This is a genomic window from Sulfuricella denitrificans skB26, assembly GCF_000297055.2.
GTDB lineage: Bacteria > Pseudomonadota > Gammaproteobacteria > Burkholderiales > Sulfuricellaceae > Sulfuricella > Sulfuricella denitrificans.
Genome location: NC_022357.1, coordinates 1,042,212 through 1,062,750, shown reverse-complemented (window position 1 = coordinate 1,062,750; position 20,539 = coordinate 1,042,212). Strand labels below are relative to the sequence as shown.

Below are 20,539 nucleotides of genomic sequence, written 5' to 3'. Positions count from 1 at the left end.
CCCTATCCGATTTCCCTGCTAATCAACGTCTGCCGCATGGAAAGATCAACTTCCTTCGCGACCCTTTTCGGTCCTTCGCACCAGATGAAAGCAAGACCTTCAGCAAACGAACCCACAAACAAAAAAGGCGACCAATTGGCCGCCGTCTTCGTAAGCAAGAACGCCAATTAAGTTGTTTTGCGCTTGCGAATAACACCGGCCAAACCAATCAGCCCTGTTCCAAATAACCATAAAGCTGCTGGAACTGGGACTGGCGTAGTGCTGGCATCCACCAGAGTGAGGCCCGTCAAGGCGAAGTCGACGTACAGACTGAATTTATACGCGTCAGCCCCTGTCAGTAACGACGTGGAAGGGGAACCGTATGAAAATATCTGGTTTGTATACCCTGTGGCATTGAAAGCAACGGGGTCTTTGTATTTGTCTTCGCCGTTAATAAGAGGAACCACTTCAAATGCGCCGCCTGCTCCACCCGAGCTGGCAAGCAATTTAGCAGTGAAGGCAGTAATGTCGAAGACGTTCCCATCGACCCGGCTTATTGTGATTTGCGGTTTACTGACCGGGCCAACAGTCACAGCTTGCGCTTCCACGCCATCAGGCCATGGAACTCTAACATATCGGCCTGGCTCAGCTGTGCTAACCCCACCGGTAAATAATTTATCACGGGTATAAGTGAACAGATAACCATTGCTACTGATGGTATCAGAGGTCGCTCCAGATGCCACAAGTGTCGCAACCTCCGAACCGGTAAAGAAGCTAGTGGTTGCAGCATTGGCAGTGCCTGACAACAAAACAGTCAAGGATAGAATGAACAATATCTTAGATTTCATTTAGACTTCGCAAAATAAGGTTAACAATTAGACCATTTTACCATCTATGGTATTAGGCGGACAAAAATATTCTAATAATTAGAAGCTTGCCTGGAAAGATAGGTTCGGGTCGGTTTGTAATAATGCCGACTTACTTCTCTTGGTACACAGCCGCCTCATAGGGCTGCAAGCAATTTCGAACGATGGAAATAATTCCGAAAAAACCATTTGGTTTGAGTGAGTGTCTGTAATGGAGAGACTTTTTCAACGTCCCTCGTGCACTTTTGAGACTATTACCCAACTCCAGAGCCGGTTCTGCTTTTTCCTGATATGTTCAAAAAAAGCGGTAAGTAGCATATCAATGGGTAAGTCACCTAAAGCACTGTCAAACCGAAACCGCCGAGAAGCTCCGTTGCCTGAGAGCTGGAGATAATTGCACCACGTAACGCCCCTGCGTCACTAAAATTCAGACTACCGAGATCACATCCACGCAGATCAGCATTGAGAAACGAAGCTGTCCGTAGCGATGCCTCTCGCAAGCTGCACTCCGTTAACACGGCATCGCGGAAATCGGCGCCACCAAGGTCGGCGTCGGTGAAATCAAGCCCTATAAGTTCACTCTTACGGAATGACACGCCCCGAAGTATTGCGCTGACGAGCAGGCAGCGCTCGAAATGGATGCCCAGCAGACGAGCATCGCTGAAGTTGGCGCCCGTTAGCTTGCAGCCTTCGAAGCGTGCAGACGAAAGCCTTGCACCGCGCCAATCCGTATTTGAGAAATTGCACCGCAAGAAGCTTGTATCACTGCAATCAGTCGCATGCAGGCTTGCTCCGACCCCTCTGCACGAAATCCAGGCGCTGTCGCAAATACTCGCTCCGCGCAGATTAACCCTCGTGATCTCGCAATTGGAGAACTCGATGGCCGACAAGTCCAATCTGGACAAATCCGCATTGGAAAAATCGCATTCAGTAAATGCTCGTCGCCCGGAGCGAACCGCCGACTCGAGTGCGTCACGGTCGAAAATCTGCATTACGAAACCACCCCGAGACACCTGTTCATGATTTCGTGATTATCCACCCTTGCGCAACTTGGCCATTGCCGCTGCCATCGCGCCTCCAACTTGAGGCGCCGGCTCGCGTTTGGCCTGTGGCTTGCGTGAAGGTTCGTTGCGCAGTGTCGACGCGGCAGGTGCTGTGTCATCGCTGAGGCGCATGGTGAGCGCGATGCGGCGTCGGATAGGGTCAATTTCCAGCACCTTGACCCGCACCACATCTCCTGCCTTGACGATGCTGTGCGGGTCTTTGACGAATTTTTGCGCCAGCGCCGAGATGTGTACCAGGCCATCCTGGTGCACGCCGATATCGACGAAAGCGCCGAAGTTGGCGACGTTGGTCACCACGCCTTCGAGGATCATGCCGGGCTGCAAATCCTTGAGCTCTTCCACCCCTTCCTGGAAGGTGGCGGTTTTGAATTCCGGGCGCGGGTCGCGCCCGGGTTTTTCCAGTTCGGAGAGGATGTCCTTCACCGTCGGCAGACCAAACTTCTCGTCGGTGAACTCGGTCGGCGCGAGGCGGCGCAGGGTATTGCTGTCGCCGATCAATCCCTTGATGCCGACCTTGAGGCGGGCGACGATCCGCTCCACCAGCGGATAGGATTCCGGGTGAACGGCGGAGGCGTCGAGCGGGTTATCGCCGTTCATGATACGCAGGAAACCGGCTGCTTGCTCGAAGGTCTTGTCGCCGAGGCGCGGAACCTTTTTCAGCGCCGAGCGGCTTGAAAAGGCGCCGTACTGGTCGCGGTAGTCCACGATATTCCCGGCGAGCGTGGCGTTCAGCCCGGAAATGCGTGCCAGCAACGGCGCCGAGGCGGTATTCACGTCCACTCCGACCTTGTTGACGCAGTCCTCCACTACTGCGTCCAAGCCGCGCGCCAGATCGTACTGGTTGACGTCGTGCTGGTACTGGCCGACACCGATAGATTTGGGGTCGATCTTCACCAGTTCGGCGAGCGGGTCTTGCAGGCGGCGGGCGATGGACACCGCGCCGCGTATGGTCACGTCGACGTCGGGGAACTCGCGCGCTGCGAGTTCAGAGGCGGAATACACCGAGGCGCCAGCTTCCGACACCACCAGCTTTTGCAGTTTCAGATCGGGGTGACGCTTGATCACCTCATTCGCCAGCTTGTCGGTTTCGCGCGAGGCGGTACCGTTGCCGATACTGATCAGTTCGGCGCGGTGCTTGGTGGCCAGCGCCGCAATCACCGCGACGGACTTTTCCCACTCGCGCTTGGGTTCGTGCGGATAGATGGTGGAGAAATCGACCAGCTTGCCGGTAGTGTCCACCACTGCCACTTTTACCCCGGAGCGCAGCCCCGGATCGAGGCCGATGGTAGTGCGCGGCCCGGCTGGCGCGGCGAGCAGCAGGTCGTGAAGATTGCGTGCGAACACACGGATCGCTTCGGCCTCGGCGGCTTCGCGCAAACGGCTGGTCAATTCCAGGTCGAGGTGCAGGAAAATCTTCACCCGCCACGCCCAGCGCACGGTTTCATTCAGCCATTTGTCGGCGGGACGCCCGCCCTCTCCCGTCTGTGCGAGAGGGGGCTTTACAAGAAAACGCCGGGCGATCATCTGTTCGCAGCGGTTGGGTGGCGCGGCACGTCCCTGCGCCTGCTCGTCTTCCTCCAACACCAGAGCCAGTTGCAGGAAACCTTCGTTGCGTCCGCGCAGTTGCGCCAGCGCACGGTGCGAGGGAATGGCTTTCAGCGGTTCGCGGGAATCGAAATAGTCGCGGAATTTTGCGCCTTCAATCTCCTTGCCTGCCACCAGGGTGGATTTGAGCACGCCGTTATCCCACAGGTAGTCGCGCAATTTCCCAAGCAATTCGGCATCCTCTGAAAACTTCTCCATCAGGATATGGCGTGCGCCTTCCAGCGCGGCTTTGACGTCGGCCACGCCTTTGTCGGCATCGACGTAAGCCAGCGCGGCCTCTTCCGGCACCCGCATGGGGTCAGCCAGCAGCACCTCTGCCAGCGGCTCCAGGCCTGCCTCTCGGGCGATCATCGCCTTGGTGCGGCGCTTAGGCTTGTAGGGCAGATAGAGGTCTTCCAGGCGTACCTTGCTGTCGGCGCCGAGCAATTCCTTTTCCAGCTCCGCGCTGAGCTTGCCCTGCTCGGCGACGCTCTTGAGGATGGCGCTGCGCCTTTCCTCCAGCTCGCGCAGGTAGCGCAGGCGCTCTTCCAGCGTGCGCATCTGGGTGTCGTCGAGGCTGCCGGTCGCTTCCTTGCGGTAGCGCGAGATGAAGGGAACCGTGGCGCCCCCGTCGAGCAGATCGACAGCGGCCTGGACTTGATTGGGATGAACGAAAAGTTCCTGAGCGATGCGTTGGGTGATGCTGGTAATCATGATGCTCCGGATATTGCGAAGAAAGGCGCTATTTTGCCTTGGTTTATTTCTGGTTATGGCTTTGTGGCAGAAGCGCGCCACTTGATGCGCTTCAATTCCTCGACTTGTTTGGAACGGAAGGCGATACCCTAAATTTACAGGGGATTGAGTACTTTTATGGATAGTGCTGGATATCGAATTGGCGGAAGGTGTGAGATTCGAACTCACGGATCCTTTCAGATCGGCAGTTTTCAAGACTGCTGCCTTAAACCACTCGGCCAACCTTCCAATGGCCGTCATGATACCGTTTGCCACCAATATTGACCAGTGCTTGAAACTTTAACCCGAATTGCGTAGTCTTACTCATGTCTTTTTTGTAATAGGAGTTAACGGATGCAACCTGAACTGCGAATGACGTCACAAACAACCGAACTGGCCCTTGCTGCCAACAAGGTATTGCGCAACACCTATATGCTGCTCGGTTTGAGCATGGTTCCGACGGTGATCGGCGCGGTGATCGGCATCAACCTGAACTTCTCGTTCATGGCGCAAAGCCCGTTTATGGGCTTCATCCTCATGATGGCGGTGATGTTCGGCCTGTTCTGGGGGATCAGCAAAAACCGCGAAAACAGCCTCGGTATCGTACTCCTGCTTGGCCTCACCTTCTTCATGGGCCTGATACTCGGACCTATTCTGCAAGCCGCTCTGCATCTGAGAAACGGCGCACAGCTGGTCGGAATGGCGGCAGGCGGCACGGGTTTGATCTTCTTCTCCCTGGCGACCATTGCCACGGTAACCAAGAAAGATTTCAGCTTCATGGGCAAGTTCCTGTTCATCGGGCTGATCCTGCTGATCGTCGCCATGATTGCCAACATGTTCTTCCAGATTCCGGCGATGCAGCTCACCATCTCCGCGATTGCCGTGCTGATTTTCTCCGGCTTCATCCTGTATGACGTCAGTCGCGTCGTCACCGGCGGGGAAACCAATTACATCATGGCCACCCTGGCGATTTACCTGGACATCTACAACCTGTTCGTCCACCTGCTATCGCTTCTGATGGCGCTCACCGGCGAACGCGACTAGACACCGCGCAACATCAAAAAAGGGCGGCCGTGGCCGCCCTTTTTTATTTCTCGAACAGGGCGATGGATTCGACGTGCGCGGTATGCGGGAACATGTTGACCACGCCGGCGGCTTTCAGCCTATAGCCTTTTTCATGCACCAGCACTCCGGCATCGCGCGCCAGCGTAGCCGGGCTGCACGACACGTAGACGATGCGCTGCGGCCCGTCTTCCGCCAGCGCCTTGATCACTTCTGCCGCGCCATCGCACGGCGGGTCGATCAGCATTTTATCGAAATGCCCCAGTTTTTTCAGGCCGACGGCATCCGTCTCGAACAGATTCGCCTCGACAAAACGTGCCCGCGCCGATAAACCGTTAACCTCGGCATTCGCCTGCGCACGCTGCACCAGGCTGGCGCTGCCTTCAACCCCCACCACGTCAGCACCGCGCCGGGCGATCGGCAGGCTGAAATTACCCAGCCCGCAGAACAGGTCGGCGATGCGCTCGCCCGGCTTCGGATCGAGCAAGTTAATTGCGCGGCGCACCAACACGCGATTGATATCCGGGTTGACCTGGGTGAATTCGGTGGGTCGAAACGGCATCACGATGTCGAAATCCGGCAAGGTGTAGTTGAGCTCCGGCGCATCCAGCGGATAAAACGGTTGCACCGTATCGGGGCCCTTGGACTGCAGGAAAAACTGAACCCGATGCCTGTCCGCGAACGCCCGCAGCAGCGCTTCATCCTGCTCGTTCAACGGATCCATGATGCGCAGCACCAGCACGTCGACATCCTGACCCAGCGCTACTTCCACCTGCGGCAAGCGCTCACGGATGGAAAGCTGTTCGACCAATGCGCGCAGTGGCATGAGCAGGGCGGAAATGCGCGGTGGCAGCACTTCGCAGCTCTCCATGTCGGCGATAAAGCTGCTGCGTTTTTCATGGAAACCAACCAGGACGCGCTCTTTCTTGCGCACATATTTGACCGACACCCTCGCTCGGTGGCGATAGCCCCAGGGTGGGCCATAGATGGCGGCGAGCATTTCCTCCGCCTTCACCTTGCCGATATGCCACAGGTTGTCTTCCAGCACGCGCTGCTTGGCCGCAACCTGCGCCCCGGCCTCCATATGCTGCATGCTGCAGCCGCCGCACAGGCCGAAACTCGGACAACGCGGCGTGACGCGCATGAAGCTGGGCTTGAGGATTTTCGTGGCCGTGGCCTGCTCGTAGCTAGGCTTTTTCTTGAAGGTGGAATATTCCACCGTTTCACCGGGCAGGGCGCCTTCAATAAAGATGGTTTTGCCTTCCACATGGGCGACGCCGCGCCCTTCGTGGTCGAGAGATTCAATAATGGTCATGGGATTCAATTTGAAAAACCTGTAAATATAGAGTGCGGCACCGGTGCAAAAGATGCGTGAGACGCACCTTACTCCAGCTGCGGTTCAAAAGATTTTATTAGTCATTTCCACAGAGCCAGGAACTCCTGCCAGTGCGGCGCATCGGACTTGCTCAAGGTAGCGCGCACCAGATCGCACTCGGATTGGTATGCCTCGCGCGTCAACGCGCCGCGCATCAGCTGGAAACGCAGGTAAACCAGGTAGGTGTTGGCGACGTCGGTTTCGCAATAATTGCGGATACCGTCGATCTCGCCGTTCTGGAAGGCATCCCAGACCTTCGAGCCATCCATGCCGAGCTTGCCGGGCAGGCCGACCAGTTGTGCAATCTGGTCCAGCGGTGCATTCGCGCGTGGCTGGTAGAGCGCAAGCAAGTCCATCAGGTCGAGATGGCGGGTGTGGTAGCGGCTGATGTAGTTGTTCCACTTGAACTCGCGGTCGTCTTCGCCCATGTCCCAGTAGCGCGGCGCCTGGATGCCGTGGATCATGGCGCGGTAGTGCAGCACCGGCAGATCGAAGCCACTGCCGTTCCACGACACGATCTGCGGCGTATATTTCTCGATGCCCTCGAAGAAGCGGCGGATCAACTCCGCCTCGTCGTCCTCGGGATTGCCCAGCGACCAGATGCGGAAGCTGTCGCGCTCGCGCAGGGCGCAGGATATCGCTACCACACGCTGCACATGCAGTTGCAGAAAGTCGTTGCCCGTTACCTGACGACGTTGGTGGAAGGCCATCTCCGCCACTTGGGCCGAGTCGATTTCATCCCCAAGCCCGTTGAGCTTGCGCAATCCCGCTATATCGGGGACCGTTTCTATGTCAAACACCAGTACCGGGGTCATGTTCTTCGAATTCCGTTGATCAGGGCGGCCATTATACCTCCGACAGCGCCAGTTAAATCCGGCCTGGGCTAATCCGCCTTACGCGGCTTTAAAGCTTCCTGCGCCGCCAGCTTGCTCTCACCCGACGAACTCCAGATATCGGTGACGCCTTCATCAACCACCGCTATAGTGGAGAGCATCATTAACTCGGATAAGACCTCCTTATCGAAACCTTCTCGATCGCCTCGACTGTCAACGACGAGACTTTTTAGATAGCTTACAATTTCCAGCCCACCCCAGATCAAGGTAATGTTCTCGACAATTCTGGGATGACGCCTTTCCAGCGCAGATCTCGGATCTGGTCTTGCAAGGACGCTGACAGACTCCACTACCGGAAGATTGTCCCACTCCAGTTTGGGCAGATCGTGATGGCTTTTCTCAGGTTCGCCTGCTGTGCCTAGATCAAGGCTGAACGCCCGCTTTTCAGCCTCGAGCAAGACCGCTTGGCCTGCGTCTTCCTGATTTAGTTCAGGAAAATTCTTAACAACTGGTGGCACAATCTCCAACTCAAGAAGAGGGCCGAGTTCCGCTACAGTCGGATCGCTTACTTCGATGGTATGCGATGAAAAATCATTTTTCTCGGGTTCAACCTGCACGCTTGGCTCAAAAGTGAACTCCAGGGCTCTATTTTCCTCGGAAGGCACCTCACCGGCAGGCAGCTTTCCAAGCATCCCTTCCAGAAGATGAATAAGCAGGAGAATATCGCTCGCTATGCCAAGCTCGAACCCCTCCCGCAGCCCACCCTTGTTGTCCAGCAAGAGATGATGCAGGTATTCAAGGCAAGCGGCGCTACCCCAGGTGGAAGATATTTTTCCCATCAGGCGCGGAAACTCCGCAATACTGCGGGATGAGATCTCACCAGACGCCATCGTTTCCCAGTTTGGCTTAGCAATATTGAAATACCGGCGAAATTCGGTCACCAGCGCCTCAAATTCCGGCCGCATATCGAAATCATGATAGATTTCCATAAGTTTAAACCAGAGGTCGGCAGTTGATCTGGGGTGGGAATCAATCTGATATTTCAGGTTGGCAATAGCCCTGTCCTTCTCCCCCAGAGCAAGGTAAATATCCGCCTCTTCAACCGCGCTTTCAATGCTGTCCAGCGCAATCTCAAAACCGGTGTCAGAAACACCATACTGAGCTTTAGGTACATCAGAAGAGGAAGGCTGCCCGTCTATTTCCAGGACGTCTACAGGCGCGATAGCCTTTCCCATCTGGACACCAGCGTTCGCGGAGTTTGATAAGGAAGCCGACGAACCCGATTTCTTGGCATCAGGATCAACCTCCCAAACGCTACCCAGGTCCACATCAAGTTCCATCAGGGCTTCAGCTTCAGCCTTTTTTCTCTTTCTCTTCAAATACGCAACCATCAGCAGCCCCAAGCCTCCGGCAGAGAGGGCGATAATCGCAGTGTAGGCTGGCCATTCCCATATTTCTTGGCGTGGCTCGGAATGGGGTGCTGGCACGGCGGGTCGATTGGACGCCATTTCGCTGCGCTGACGTTCCAGCCCTTCCAGTTTGGTCTGCAACCCCAGGATGTGTTCCTCCATCTGCTTCAGACGATGATTTAACGACAGGTTGTTGGCTGCCATATCATCGATGTCCATCAGGATGCGCTGCTTCTCGCGCAGAATTTCGCGCTCTCCTTCGGTGATCTTGCCGCTGGCAGAAATATCCAGATCACCCGTGGTCAATTTGAGGCGTACTTCAGATTCAGCACCCAGCTTTTTGGCCTTTGAGGTTTTTCGGCTAACAGGAGGTTTATCTGGCTTCACATCTGGCTTCGTATCCGGTTGTGCAGCAGACTCCGCTGCCAGGCCCTGACCCGCTTTTTTTTCGGCAGGCTGACGTGCCAATTCTCTCAAGTCCGGAAAATAGAGCACTGTCCCGGCAGACAGAAGCATGTCAGGATTTTTATCCGCAAAGACTTCAGGATTAGCTGCCATTGCATGACGAGAAAATCGTCTTTGCATGCGTCGGCTATTCGGGTAAATATTCGCAGCTATGCTAGCCAGGCTTTCCCCTGCTGTGATTTCCCATACCATGCCGCCTGCGCGACGATCGCGCTGGCTCGCGGACAAAACAGGTTGGGGTGGAGAAAGGTCGGGTTCAACCAGCGGCGCGCTGATAACCGCCTGATCAGGTCGGGTGGTTATCACGTTATCAGGCAGGTTGAGCAGAATCGTGTATTCCCGGATTACTTCGCTTTCACAGCCAGCCTTGACCAGCAGCCTGACTGCCAGATCGTTAATTCTTTTCCGACTGGAAACCTGGAGATAAGTCTTGCCACTCCCGCCAGCTACAGTCAGTCTGGCGGAGTCGACAAGGGGAATTCCATCCTGTTTGTGTGACTCGTTCACCAACTTGAAACACGATGGCTCGACTGATTCGCCGGTCGTGGAAATAACAGGAATCCGGCCGCTGAAATGCTCGCCCAATTTCGAGGCAACCTGAATTTCGCCCAGGCCCAGCGCAACAATGCGGGGCGCAAACAATATCAGGCCAAACCCAAGACAAATACACGACCAGCGTCTTAGCCGGTTGATAAAACAATCTATCTTTGTCATGGCAACTTTTAGTTTTTCTTTATATGCATGAAGCAGAAGAAGACTTTAGAAAGAACCCAACAGAGGACACAAAGGATGAAATATTAAAAATGTCGTGGTAATTTCACGATATTCCGTATTCTTTCCGGGAAATTTTGTCGCGGAAGTATCCGAGCACTACTTTCGTACCCATGCCCCGCTCTGATTCTGATACCACCATCCCGACGCAGCCTTCTGCACCCAGCGCTGGGCGAAGGTGGTACGTATCTCCTCCTCCCATTCCGGATGGCCGTTGGCGCGTGCAATCTCGCGGTACAGGGCATGGCGATCCTGGTTCTCTGCCGCAACCAGGCCGTTCACCACCTGGCGTTGCGCCAGCGGCACCAAGGAAGCGTCGCGCATCGCAATCAGACCGTCGCGCGTCAAGCCGACCGCGCCACTGACATAGTGACCTGCAAGCTGATCATGACGCTGCTGCATGGTCATTTTCAGGCTGCCGATGGCAGGCGTGTTGATTTCCAGGTCAGCTGCGGCAAACGCCAGAAAAGGCATCCACAGCAGAGCAACAAGCATCCACAAACGAAGAATCTGGCTGTACATTGTGACCTCCTATTTCTGTTCGTCCGGTTTGGCCGGTGCCGGTGCTTCGCCCTGTTTCTTCAACTGCCACACCTCGTCAATGATCTTGTCGGCAGCCTTTTCTGCTGCCGCTGCGGGAAAATAGATGTTGATGGTGACGCACGCCGAAACCGTCGCAGCCAGCAACACGGCCATAGCCATGGGTAATGTTCTCATTAAATCTCCTTTGCTTCTTTACTGGATAACCGGCTTCACATTCTTCTGGGTGACCCGCTTCAGCCGCTCCAGCAACTCGTCCCAACTCACCTCGCGATTGTAACCGATTACGCTGATCGCCGGTATGCCGCCGCCCTTCACGATAACGTAGCCATGCAGCGCCGGCTCGACACCGTCCATCAGGCACACCCCATTGCGCAGCACGCAGGAAAGGCCGATCCGGTCGTAACCGAACTGCTCGAAGAAGCTCAGAAAGCTGCGCTGTATCGCGGCGGCGGCCCCGGCGCCACCCAGAGACGAAATGCTCTGCACTGCCTTCTGGCTTATCTTCTTCGGATAGTTTCCGGGGCTGCTTGCCACATTGGCATCGAACTTCACCGGACGCCAGTTCGACAGTTCCAGCCCACCCACCGCAACGTCGATGCGCCCCTGCATGTTGCCGAAGGAAAAGGCACTTGTCAGCAGATCGAGATCAAGGTTACGCATGTCGAGAGTAGCCGACAGGCGCGGAACGCGACCGAAAGGTTCTAACAGCGAGAGATCTTTGACCACGACAGTGCCGTCGAACACCTTGAACAACAAGGCGCCATCCACCTTGAGATTGCCGCCGGCATAGCTGACGGCGGGGATGATGCCGGACAGCGTGCCATGCATGAGCGGCAGCTTCAATGCCTCGCTGAAACGCTCCATCGAAACAGGCGCGAGACCCCCGCTGAAGCGCCACTGCCAGGCGCCATCGCTACGGCTGGCAGTGAAGCCATCGACATTGATCCTGCCATCGAGCAGCGGAATGGAAAAGTCGGGTGTGCTGATCTGCCATCCTCTCGTCGTCAGCAGCACCCTTGTTTCGCCCAGCGCCAGTCGCAAAACCTCGCCACTCTGGAAGCCAAATTCTGCTTGTCGCTCTTCTATGTTCGACCATGGGATATGGGCGTTCATGCCATGCAGCGCGAAGCGCTGGTCCTCGTCGACGAATTCGGCAGCGCGCAGGTTCAGGTCGAAGTCAGTGGTCACGCCGTCGCGGTAGCGCCACGCCAGATCGGCGGCGCCCTTGGCCTGCAGCTTAACGAAGGCAGTTTTTTCCAGAAAAGGTTTGAGCAGCACCTTATACAGCCCGGCCACGTCGATACCCGCCGCCTTAAGATCGAAATCCGTCAGGCCCCGGCCCGCCATGTCCCATGCACCGGAAAGCTGGGCCTCCCCCACCCCCGCCAACCGCAAGCTGCCCTGATTGACGCGCAACAAGCCCGCTTCCAGGCTGCCCTGCCCGACAAACCGATGCCCGCCATCGGCAAAATAAATCGGCTGCCAGAAGATCTCTCCGGACTTCCAGTCCACCTCGCCCCGCCATAGCCAGCCGTCTTTCCGGCGCGACACATCACATCGCACCCCACCACCGATTTTCTCGCCGGCATGCAATCCGCTGGCATCGGCAAAAGCAATATCCTTGAACACCGCATCGGCGGTGACGCTTTCCACCCCGGCATGGCTACCGTCCAGACCGATACTGCCGCTCCACGTTCCTGCAGTAGGCCGAACGCCGCCCTGCGGCAGAAAACCGGCCAGCCGCACGACCTGTCCATTGCGGGCCTCGACCCGGACTTTCCAGCCGGGCTTGCCCCATTGCGCACCAAGCTGCCAAGTCTCACCAAGAGGAAAATTCAGGGTCAGCGCCAGCGTTTTTGACTGCTGCTGATAAACGAAGCGTACTGGCAACTTTTCACCCAGATCCAGCTCACCCTGGTCGCAGCGGATCTCGCCATTTTTCCATTGAGTCTTTACGCAGGTCAGGCGTACCTTGCGCCAAGTCCGCTCACGCAGTGAAAACTCTCCGATACGTGCCTCTAGACGGGAAAAATTCGGGCCGTCCAGCGTAGCGCTAATCGCCTTGGCATGAAAAGCAGGTGAAGAAATATCATCGATGCTCAACGTAATTTGCCCGGCCTCGACACCGGGAGAAAAAAACGCGAGCAGGATCATGGCACGGACAGCCTTCGCCCATGGCAAGGAAGACTTCATTTCCCTGGAATCAGGCCGGGAACACGCCGGTTGACAGGTAGCGGTCACCCCGGTCGCACACGATGGATACAATGACCGCATTTTCGGTTTCCGCCGACACTCTGAGCGCGGCCGCCAATGCGCCGCCAGACGAGATACCGGCGAAAATACCTTCCTCCGCCGCCAGCCGGCGCGTAATTTCCTCGGCTTCCTGCTGGCCAACTTCGATCAGGCGGTCTACCCGCTTGAAATCACAGATTTTTGGCAGATAGGTCAGCGGCCACTTGCGGATGCCGGGAATCTGCGAGCCTTCGCTGGGTTGCACGCCAACGATCTGGATGTCCGGATCCTGTTCCTTGAGGTAGCGCGAGCAGCCCATGATGGTGCCGGTGGTACCCATGCTGCTGACAAAATGGGTGATTGTGCCCTGAGTGTCGCGCCAGATTTCCGGGCCGGTGCCCTCGTAATGGGCTTGCGGGTTGTCCGGGTTGGAGAATTGATCGAGGATGATCCCCCGGCCCTCGTCATGCATCCGGTTGGCCGTGTCGATCGCGGCTTCCATGCTGCCTTCCTTCGGTGTCAGCACAATTTCCGCACCGAAGGCGCGCATCACCTGGCGTCGCTCCACGCTCATATGCTCCGGCATCACCAGCACCATTTTGTACCCGCGCATCGACGCCGCCATCGCAAGTGCGATGCCGGTATTGCCGCTGGTCGCCTCGATCAGGGTGTCGCCCGGCTTGATCTCGCCGCGCGCTTCTGCCCGCTGGATCATGAAAAGCGCCGGCCGATCCTTGACCGAACCGGCAGGATTATTGCCTTCCAGTTTGACCAGCACGGTGTTGCTGGTATTGCCAGGCAATCGTTTCAGCTTCACCAGTGGCGTATTACCGACAAATTCCTCTATGCTTTTAAACATTCTTGTCTGTTCCCTGTGTGCCTTGTGGAGCAACCCCATAGAGCTGGTCGCATTCGCTGATCACACCTGCCATCGTCACGCAATTCCTGCCGTTTTTCTTGGAATACCCAACCGCCCGACCGGCCCTGGCACACAACTCCTGGCGGCTCTCCCCCGGCAACAGCATGGCTACGCCAAAACTGGCGGTCAGAGGACGTGTCATGGGCAGGATAAACTGCCCTTCCAGTTCCATGCGCAGCCGTTCAGCCACGATCAGCGCGCCCATTTCATTGGTTTCCGGCAACAGCATGGCAAACTCCAATCCGCCATAGCGTGCCGCCAGATCGGTGGTGCGCACCGAGTGGGTGATAACCGTCGCTACATGGTGCAGCAGTTCATCCCCCACTTCGCGGCCGTAGTTTTCATTGACCCCGCCGAAATCATCCATCTCCATCAATATCAACCCCAGCGGACGGCGATACCGTTCCCAGCGGCCAATCTCTTCAGTGATGCGGTCATCCAGGCTTCTGCGGTTAGCCAAACCGGTCAGGGTATCCTGGCGCTTGAGCAGTTCGACCTCCTCCAGTGCTTTTTGCAGCGCCTGATTGCGTCGCGCCAGGGTGCGCTCCGTATCCTCCAGATCTCTTCCCAGCCGCTCGATCACGCCATTGAGCTGCGGGTATGCCGAAATACCTACCTCGGCTGCGAGCAGCCATCCTGACCCGGCACGGTAGACGCTGCCAGACAAAGCACCCCAACCATCCGACGAACCTGTAAGGACAGCAAAGACGAGCGCTCCGGTGTATACCTTACCGTTCAACCCGACTTCTGCCTTGCTGAGCGCTGCCATATCCGGCTTGGCCAGGCGCACGCTGCTCCCCTCCACCTTTGCCTCCGCTGTTACTGAAAGAAAGCCCTGATTAGACTCGATAATTCGGCCCTCATCATCCAGCACCGCCAGGGCTATGGCATGCAGTCCCATCGCCCAGGACGGAATCAGAATTTCTCCTGCATCAGACAAACGCGACTCTCTTTCTGTTTAATAGCAATTTGTTCAATTTAAAGCATTTTCCAGAAACACTCAAACATACCCCGCAAATAGCAACAGCCCCGCGAACGGGGCTGTTTTAGCAGTGCTCCGGTAGCAGTTACTTCTTATCAGCCGCAGCCTTGGGCTTTCCTGCAACCTTGGAGGGCGCCGCACCACTGGTCACCGTCAGGTCGGCGCGCAGCTTGTCCACTGTCTTTTTTCCGAAACCCGGTACCTTTTCCAGATCATCCACCGACTTGAAAGGGCCATTCTTGACGCGATAGTCCATGATCGCTTTGGCTTTAACCGGGCCAACGCCATTCAGGACTTCCAGCTCGGCGGTAGTGGCGCTATTCAGATTGACCGGGCCCGCAAAAGCGGTGGTAGCAAAGGCGAAACAGGCGATCAGGATAAGAAACAGTTTTTTCATGAAAATCCCCTAGTGTTGATTAACGAAACAGACTTGCAATCCTCATAACGCTGCAGCGCTACACGCGTTGACGCAGATGATCCACATAACGCTCCACGCCCTGCTCCACAGTCAGGAACGGCTCATCGTAACCCGCCGTGCGCAACGCGGAGATATCCGCCTGGGTAAAACTCTGGTACTTGCCCTTGAGCGCCTCTGGAAAGGCCACGTATTCGACCAGTCCCTGCGCCTGCATTTCCTTCAGGCCAAGCGGCGCTTCGCCCTTGGCCTTGCGGCAGCTGTTCACGGCCGCCACGGCCACGTCGTTGAAGGTCTGGCTGTTGCCGGTGCCGAGATTGAAGATGCCGGACTGCTCGGGGTGATCGAGAAACCACATGTTAACTTTGACCACATCCTCCACCGACACGAAATCGCGCCGCTGCTCGCCGTTGGCATAGCCGTCACAACCGTCGAACAGCTTGACCTTGCCTTCGGCCTGGTACTGGTTGAAGAAATGAAAGGCCACCGAGGCCATACGCCCCTTGTGCTGCTCGCGCGGACCGTACACGTTGAAATAGCGGAAGCCGACGATCTGTGAGGTTTTGTGCTGCCACATGCGGCGCACGTACTGGTCGAAGAGGAACTTGGAATAGCCATAGACGTTGAGCGGTCCCTCGTGCTCGCGCGACTCGCTGAACACCGAACCACCACCGTAAACGCTGGCCGAGGAAGCGTACAGCAGGGGCACGTCCTCGTTCTGGCAATAATCCAGCAGTGACACGGTGTAACGGTAGTTGTTCTCCATCATGTAGCGACCATCGGTCTCCATAGTGTCGGAGCAGGCGCCCTCGTGAAAAATGGCGGCGACATCGCCTTCGAATGCGCCGTCCAGGATAAGGTCGAGAAAATCTTCCTTGTCGAGATAATCGGCGATCTCGCAATCCACCAGATTCTTGAATTTGTCGGCCTTTTTCATATTGTCTACCGCGATGATGTCGGTGATGCCGCGGTCGTTCAACCCCTTGACGAGGTTGGCGCCGATAAAGCCGGCTGCGCCGGTGACGATGTAGTACATGGTGTTTTCCTTTATTTGTTCAATTCTGTAATCAGTTCATCGCAGCTCACCACCGCCGTACCGAGCTTGCCGACCACGATGCCGGCGGCAAGATTGGCGACGCGCACTGCCTCGGGCATGGTGGAATCACTCGCCAGCATCACGCCCAAGGTGGCGATCACGGTGTCGCCTGCGCCGCTGACATCGTAAACCTCGCGCGCCAGGGCATGCTCGTGCACCATACCTGCTTCGCGGTAGAGCGTCATCCCCTCTTCGCTGCGGGTCACCAGTAGCGCCTGTAGATTGAGATCTAGGCGCAACTGCTGTGCTTTCTTCGCCAGTTCTTCCTCGCTTTTCCAGCTTCCCGCCACCTCGCGGAATTCACCCCGATTTGGCGTCAGCAGAGTGGCACCGTGGTAGCGCGCGTAATCGTCGCCCTTGGGATCGACCAGCACTGGCTTGTGCGTGGCATTCGCCAATTCGATCATCTGGCGGATATGGGTCAACCCGCCCTTGCCGTAGTCCGACAGGATCACCACATCGGCACCAGCCAGCATTTTTTCGAAATCCGCCAGCTTGTTGAGCAGCACCTCATGGCTCGGCTGGGTTTCGAAATCGATGCGCAGCAACTGCTGCTGCCGCCCGATCACTCGCAGTTTGATAGTGGTATCCAGGCCTGCATCGCGGTGCAGCACGACATTGACGTTCTCGTCGTGTAGCAGGCGGGCCAGACTGTCTCCCGCCTCATCCTTGCCCGCCACCGACAACAGGGAAACTCTGGCCCCCAGCGCCGCGGCATTGCGCGCCACGTTGGCGGCACCACCCGGGCGCTCTTCGGTGCGACTCACATGCACCACCGGCACCGGCGCCTCGGGCGAGATACGGCTCACCTCGCCGAACCAGTAACGGTCGAGCATGATGTCGCCCACGACCAGAACGCGGGCATTTTCAAAGTTAGGTAGCATAGTTTTTTCCACCGTAGAGGCGCGGAGACGCAGAGAATATCTTGATTCCTCCGCGCCTCTACGTCTCTGCGGTTAAATCAGATTACAACCTTCCGATAGCGAAATACTCAATCCCCGCCGCACGCACATCCTTCGGATCGTACAGGTTGCGGCCGTCGAAGATCACCGGGTTCTTGAGCTGGGCTTTAAGCGCGACGAAATCCGGCGCACGGAACACTTGCCACTCAGTGACAATAGCCAGGGCATCCGCACCCTCCAGTGCCGCCATCGGTGTGTCCACCAGTTTCAAACGAGGATCGTTGCCAAAGATTCGCGTGGCCTCATGCATCGCTACCGGGTCGTACGCGGTCACGGTGGCACCGCGCTCCCACAGCCCCTTGATCAGCACACGACTGGGGGCATCGCGCATATCATCGGTGTTAGGCTTGAATGCGAGGCCCCAGATAGCGATGTTCTTGCCGCTGAGATCGGTGCCGAATCTGGCGGTGATCTTGTCGAGCAGCACTTCCTTCTGGCGCTCGTTCGCCACTTCCACGGCATTCAGGATGCGCAGCTCGCTGCCATATTCCTTGGCGGTGCGCTGCATTGCTTGCACGTCCTTGGGGAAGCAGGAACCACCATAGCCGCAGCCGGCATAGAGAAAATGGTAGCCGATGCGCGGATCGGAACCGATGCCGTGGCGCACGTTCTCGATGTCCGCACCCATTTTCTCGGCCAGTAAGGCCAGTTCGTTCATGAACGAGATGCGGGTGGCGAGCATGGCGTTGGCAGCATACTTGGTGAGTTCGGCGGACTTGATGTCCATCACGATCAGGCGGTCGTGGTTGCGGTTGAAGGGTGCATACAGCGAGCGCATCAGTTCCACGGCACGGGCGTCCTCGGCACCGAGCACGATACGGTCGGGACGCATGAAGTCTTCCACCGCCGCGCCTTCCTTGAGGAATTCCGGGTTGGAAGCGATGCTGAACTCGAGCTGGGTACCGCGCTTGCTCAGCTCTTCCTGGACTGCGGCACGGACTTTGTCGGCGGTGCCTACCGGCACTGTGGACTTGTCCACGATCACCTTGTATTCCTGCATGTTCTGGCCGATGGCACGCGCCGCGGCAACCACGTACTGCAGGTCGGCGGAGCCGTCTTCGTCCGGCGGCGTGCCCACGGCGATGAACTGAATCGCACCGTGCTTTGCGCTCTCGGCCACGTCGGTGGTGAAGCGCAGCCGGCCTGCGGCCACGTTGCGCTTGACCATGTCTTCCAGGCCCGGCTCGTAAATCGGGATGCCGCCCTGCTTGAGGATGTTGATCTTGTTCACATCCACGTCCAGGCACAATACATCGTTGCCCACTTCCGCCAGGCAGGTGCCTGTCACCAGGCCGACATAGCCGGTGCCGATCACGCTAACTTTCATTGCTTTTCTCCACTAAGTTCAAAATTGATTTGCTGTAGAACCTGCAGGGGATCTGCCGCCTTGGTTATGGGCCGACCGATCACCAGATAATCCGAGCCAAGGCGGATTGCCTCGGCGGGCGTGACGATGCGCACCTGGTCGTCCTGAGCGGCGTTCGCCGGGCGGATTCCGGGCGTAACCAGACAGAAATCCGCCCCCAGTTCTTGCCGTAGCACTTGTGCCTCCTGCGCGGAGCACACTACCCCATCCAGACCGCTGGCCTGCGCCAGCTTCGCCAACCGCAGCACGGTATCTCGCGGTTCGCCGGGTATGCCCAGTTCATTCAAATCCGCCTGGCCCATGCTGGTCAGCACGGTCACCGCGATCAGCTTGGGCCGCGAGGTCACACTCTCCAACGATTCGCGCGCCGCTTCCATCATGCGACGTCCGCCCAGCGCATGGACATTCACCATCCACACGCCCAACTGGGCTGCTGCTTTGCAGGCGCTTGCCACGGTGTTGGGGATGTCGTGGAATTTCAAGTCCAGGAATACCTCGAATCCACGCTGAATAAGCGTCTCCACCAGCACCGGGCCGTTGGCTGTGAACATTTCCTTGCCGACCTTGAGCCGGCACAGCTTGGGATCGAGCCTGTCTACCAGCGCAAGTGCGTCCTTCTGCACTGCGAAATCGAGAGCGACAATGATTTGGGGATTGCTCATGATTACATTAAATCCTGCATACTGGCTTTGACCAGCACTTCGGTTTCCTCGCTGCGGCGCGGCGGATAAGTTTCCCACTTGCCGCAGGCGGGGCAATGCCAGAAATACTGGCGCGCCCTGAATCCGCAGTTCTCGCAGCGATACAACGCCAGTCCGGCGGAATGCTGATGGATTAAATTATGCACCAGCTGTAGATCCTGCCTGCGCTCGGCGGGAGCCTCCATCAATTGCGCCTCCAGCAGTCGGTCGAGGCCACGCATGCTGGGATTACGTCGCAATTCATCGCGCGCCAGCTGGTAGGCAACCTGTGGCCCCTCGGTCTCTAGTACTGCCTGGAAGATCACGTTCAGCATATCCAATGAACCATAGCGCGCCAGATAACCACGCAGCAGATCCATGCCTTCGGCAAACCGGTCGAGTGTGCGATGGCTCGCCAGGAGGCGCTCCGCCACCAGAGCAAGGTGAGCCGGGTTTTGCGTTTCAACTCGCTTCCAGCACTGAATCGCGGCATCGTGCCGCCCTTCAGCGACTTCAATGTCGCCATGCAGTATATTGGCGCGCACGCTGTCGCGATTCACCCGCAGTGCTTCATCCAGATGTTGTCGTGCCGCTGCATGGTCGGAATGGGCAATCTCGCTGGCCGCCAGCTCGCAGAAAAAATGGGCAATCTCGACCTGGTAGGAACGGCTCGAAATTTCGCCCAGCCTGTGCGCCGCCTCGACCGCCTTAAGCCAATCCTTTTCCAGCACATAGATTTCCAGCAGGTATTTCAGTGCTCCGCTGGAATAGCGGGTTTGCTGCAACTCGCTGAAAACCTGCTCCGCACGATCCAGCAAGCCTGCTTTCAGGTAATCCTGACCCAGTTCGTTCATCGCGGTCAGCTTCTTTTCTTCTTCCAGGTCGCTACGCTCCAGCAGGCTCTGGTGCATGCGAATGGCCCGCTCCACCTCACCTCGTCGGCGGAATAAGCTGCCGAGAGCAAATTGCAATTCGACCGTCTCATTATCGGCCTTAGCGATTTCGATGAAAGCCTCGATCGCCTTGTCGGTCTGCTCGTTGAGAAGGAAGTTCAACCCCTGAAAATAGGAAGCGGGCAGCCTGCGCGATTCCGACAGGACATGCTTGATATCGATCCGCGCCGCCATCCAGCCCAGGCTGAAAAACAACGGGAAAGTCAGGAGCCACCAGTATTCGAATTCCATCTTTAATTAGTTAGCGTATT

At 57.1% G+C, this 20,539-nt stretch carries 18 protein-coding genes and 1 tRNA gene; 1 reads left to right on the top strand and 18 read right to left on the bottom strand.

The annotated features are described in order from the left end of the window. Positions 1–167: 167 nt before the first annotated feature. From SCD_RS05225 to SCD_RS05210, 4 genes are all read right to left on the bottom strand, one after another. The gene (locus SCD_RS05225; RefSeq protein ID WP_009206158.1) at positions 168–827 is read right to left on the bottom strand and encodes a VPLPA-CTERM sorting domain-containing protein; all 660 of its coding nucleotides are present in this window, start codon (positions 825–827) and stop codon (positions 168–170) included. A 353-nt stretch (positions 828–1,180) separates the two neighbouring features. Continuing rightward, positions 1,181–1,837, bottom strand: coding sequence for a pentapeptide repeat-containing protein (locus SCD_RS05220; RefSeq protein ID WP_041673336.1), 657 nt, complete (start codon positions 1,835–1,837; stop codon positions 1,181–1,183). Positions 1,838–1,876: 39 nt separating this feature from the next. Then, positions 1,877–4,207, bottom strand: a complete 2,331-nt coding sequence (locus tag SCD_RS05215; RefSeq protein WP_009206159.1) for a Tex family protein — start codon at positions 4,205–4,207, stop codon at positions 1,877–1,879. Positions 4,208–4,386: 179 nt separating this feature from the next. Further along, a tRNA-Ser gene (locus SCD_RS05210) sits at positions 4,387–4,474 on the bottom strand. A gap of 105 nt (positions 4,475–4,579) precedes the next feature. Here SCD_RS05210 and SCD_RS05205 point away from each other — a divergent pair. Then, positions 4,580–5,269: a Bax inhibitor-1/YccA family protein gene (locus SCD_RS05205; RefSeq protein ID WP_009206160.1), complete on the top strand. Its 690-nt coding sequence runs from the start codon at positions 4,580–4,582 to the stop codon at positions 5,267–5,269. A 43-nt stretch (positions 5,270–5,312) separates the two neighbouring features. Here SCD_RS05205 and rlmD read toward each other — a convergent pair whose 3' ends face one another. The 14 genes from rlmD to lapB form a co-directional block, all read right to left on the bottom strand. Next, the gene (gene rlmD / locus SCD_RS05200; RefSeq protein WP_009206161.1) at positions 5,313–6,602 is read right to left on the bottom strand and encodes a 23S rRNA (uracil(1939)-C(5))-methyltransferase RlmD; all 1,290 of its coding nucleotides are present in this window, start codon (positions 6,600–6,602) and stop codon (positions 5,313–5,315) included. Positions 6,603–6,703: 101 nt separating this feature from the next. Then, positions 6,704–7,477 carry a 3'-5' exonuclease gene (locus SCD_RS05195; protein ID WP_009206162.1) on the bottom strand — a complete coding sequence of 258 codons (774 nt, stop codon included), beginning with the start codon at positions 7,475–7,477 and terminating at the stop codon, positions 6,704–6,706. Positions 7,478–7,545: 68 nt separating this feature from the next. Beyond that, entirely contained in the window at positions 7,546–9,954 is a 2,409-nt protein-coding gene (locus SCD_RS05190) for a type IV pilus assembly protein FimV (protein WP_148290744.1), read from the bottom strand. Positions 9,955–10,239: 285 nt separating this feature from the next. After that, positions 10,240–10,662 carry a YdbL family protein gene (locus tag SCD_RS05185; protein ID WP_009206164.1) on the bottom strand — a complete coding sequence of 141 codons (423 nt, stop codon included), beginning with the start codon at positions 10,660–10,662 and terminating at the stop codon, positions 10,240–10,242. Positions 10,663–10,671: 9 nt separating this feature from the next. Then, a complete protein-coding gene (locus SCD_RS05180) occupies positions 10,672–10,857 on the bottom strand; it encodes a hypothetical protein (RefSeq protein ID WP_009206165.1) in 186 nt (61 codons plus the stop codon). An 18-nt stretch (positions 10,858–10,875) separates the two neighbouring features. Next, the gene (locus SCD_RS05175; protein WP_148290743.1) at positions 10,876–12,876 is read right to left on the bottom strand and encodes a hypothetical protein; all 2,001 of its coding nucleotides are present in this window, start codon (positions 12,874–12,876) and stop codon (positions 10,876–10,878) included. Between the two features lie 10 nt (positions 12,877–12,886). Beyond that, a complete protein-coding gene (gene cysM / locus SCD_RS05170) occupies positions 12,887–13,774 on the bottom strand; it encodes a cysteine synthase CysM (protein WP_009206167.1) in 888 nt (295 codons plus the stop codon). Beyond that, entirely contained in the window at positions 13,767–14,774 is a 1,008-nt protein-coding gene (locus SCD_RS15615) for a GGDEF domain-containing protein (protein ID WP_009206168.1), read from the bottom strand. The genes cysM and SCD_RS15615 overlap by 8 nt, the downstream gene beginning before the upstream one ends. Positions 14,775–14,901: 127 nt before the next feature. Then, a complete protein-coding gene (locus SCD_RS05160) occupies positions 14,902–15,213 on the bottom strand; it encodes a ComEA family DNA-binding protein (protein ID WP_009206169.1) in 312 nt (103 codons plus the stop codon). Positions 15,214–15,271: 58 nt separating this feature from the next. Then, positions 15,272–16,267, bottom strand: a complete 996-nt coding sequence (gene rfaD, locus SCD_RS05155) for an ADP-glyceromanno-heptose 6-epimerase (RefSeq protein WP_009206170.1) — start codon at positions 16,265–16,267, stop codon at positions 15,272–15,274. A gap of 11 nt (positions 16,268–16,278) precedes the next feature. Next, positions 16,279–17,211, bottom strand: coding sequence for a D-glycero-beta-D-manno-heptose-7-phosphate kinase (rfaE1, locus tag SCD_RS05150; RefSeq protein ID WP_009206171.1), 933 nt, complete (start codon positions 17,209–17,211; stop codon positions 16,279–16,281). A gap of 82 nt (positions 17,212–17,293) precedes the next feature. Continuing rightward, positions 17,294–18,616 carry a UDP-glucose dehydrogenase family protein gene (locus SCD_RS05145; protein WP_009206172.1) on the bottom strand — a complete coding sequence of 441 codons (1,323 nt, stop codon included), beginning with the start codon at positions 18,614–18,616 and terminating at the stop codon, positions 17,294–17,296. After that, positions 18,613–19,317: an orotidine-5'-phosphate decarboxylase gene (pyrF, locus tag SCD_RS05140; protein WP_009206173.1), complete on the bottom strand. Its 705-nt coding sequence runs from the start codon at positions 19,315–19,317 to the stop codon at positions 18,613–18,615. Before pyrF ends, SCD_RS05145 begins: the two co-directional genes overlap by 4 nt. 2 nt (positions 19,318–19,319) lie before the next feature. After that, the gene (gene lapB, locus SCD_RS05135; RefSeq protein WP_009206174.1) at positions 19,320–20,519 is read right to left on the bottom strand and encodes a lipopolysaccharide assembly protein LapB; all 1,200 of its coding nucleotides are present in this window, start codon (positions 20,517–20,519) and stop codon (positions 19,320–19,322) included. Positions 20,520–20,539 lie beyond the last annotated feature (20 nt).

Excerpts from the sequence above, each read along its gene's own strand:
- SCD_RS05225 (WP_009206158.1), bottom strand. The coding sequence starts at position 827 with ATGAAATCTAAGATATTGTTCATTCTATCCTTGACTGTTTTGTTGTCA.
- SCD_RS05220 (WP_041673336.1), bottom strand. The coding sequence starts at position 1,837 with ATGCAGATTTTCGACCGTGACGCACTCGAGTCGGCGGTTCGCTCCGGG.
- SCD_RS05215 (WP_009206159.1), bottom strand. The coding sequence starts at position 4,207 with ATGATTACCAGCATCACCCAACGCATCGCTCAGGAACTTTTCGTTCAT.
- SCD_RS05205 (WP_009206160.1), top strand. The coding sequence starts at position 4,580 with ATGCAACCTGAACTGCGAATGACGTCACAAACAACCGAACTGGCCCTT.
- rlmD (WP_009206161.1), bottom strand. The coding sequence starts at position 6,602 with ATGACCATTATTGAATCTCTCGACCACGAAGGGCGCGGCGTCGCCCAT.
- SCD_RS05195 (WP_009206162.1), bottom strand. The coding sequence starts at position 7,477 with ATGACCCCGGTACTGGTGTTTGACATAGAAACGGTCCCCGATATAGCG.
- SCD_RS05185 (WP_009206164.1), bottom strand. The coding sequence starts at position 10,662 with ATGTACAGCCAGATTCTTCGTTTGTGGATGCTTGTTGCTCTGCTGTGG.
- SCD_RS05180 (WP_009206165.1), bottom strand. The coding sequence starts at position 10,857 with ATGAGAACATTACCCATGGCTATGGCCGTGTTGCTGGCTGCGACGGTT.
- SCD_RS05175 (WP_148290743.1), bottom strand. The coding sequence starts at position 12,876 with ATGAAGTCTTCCTTGCCATGGGCGAAGGCTGTCCGTGCCATGATCCTG.
- cysM (WP_009206167.1), bottom strand. The coding sequence starts at position 13,774 with ATGTTTAAAAGCATAGAGGAATTTGTCGGTAATACGCCACTGGTGAAG.
- SCD_RS05160 (WP_009206169.1), bottom strand. The coding sequence starts at position 15,213 with ATGAAAAAACTGTTTCTTATCCTGATCGCCTGTTTCGCCTTTGCTACC.
- rfaD (WP_009206170.1), bottom strand. The coding sequence starts at position 16,267 with ATGTACTACATCGTCACCGGCGCAGCCGGCTTTATCGGCGCCAACCTC.
- rfaE1 (WP_009206171.1), bottom strand. The coding sequence starts at position 17,211 with ATGCTACCTAACTTTGAAAATGCCCGCGTTCTGGTCGTGGGCGACATC.
- SCD_RS05145 (WP_009206172.1), bottom strand. The coding sequence starts at position 18,616 with ATGAAAGTTAGCGTGATCGGCACCGGCTATGTCGGCCTGGTGACAGGC.
- pyrF (WP_009206173.1), bottom strand. The coding sequence starts at position 19,317 with ATGAGCAATCCCCAAATCATTGTCGCTCTCGATTTCGCAGTGCAGAAG.
- lapB (WP_009206174.1), bottom strand. The coding sequence starts at position 20,519 with ATGGAATTCGAATACTGGTGGCTCCTGACTTTCCCGTTGTTTTTCAGC.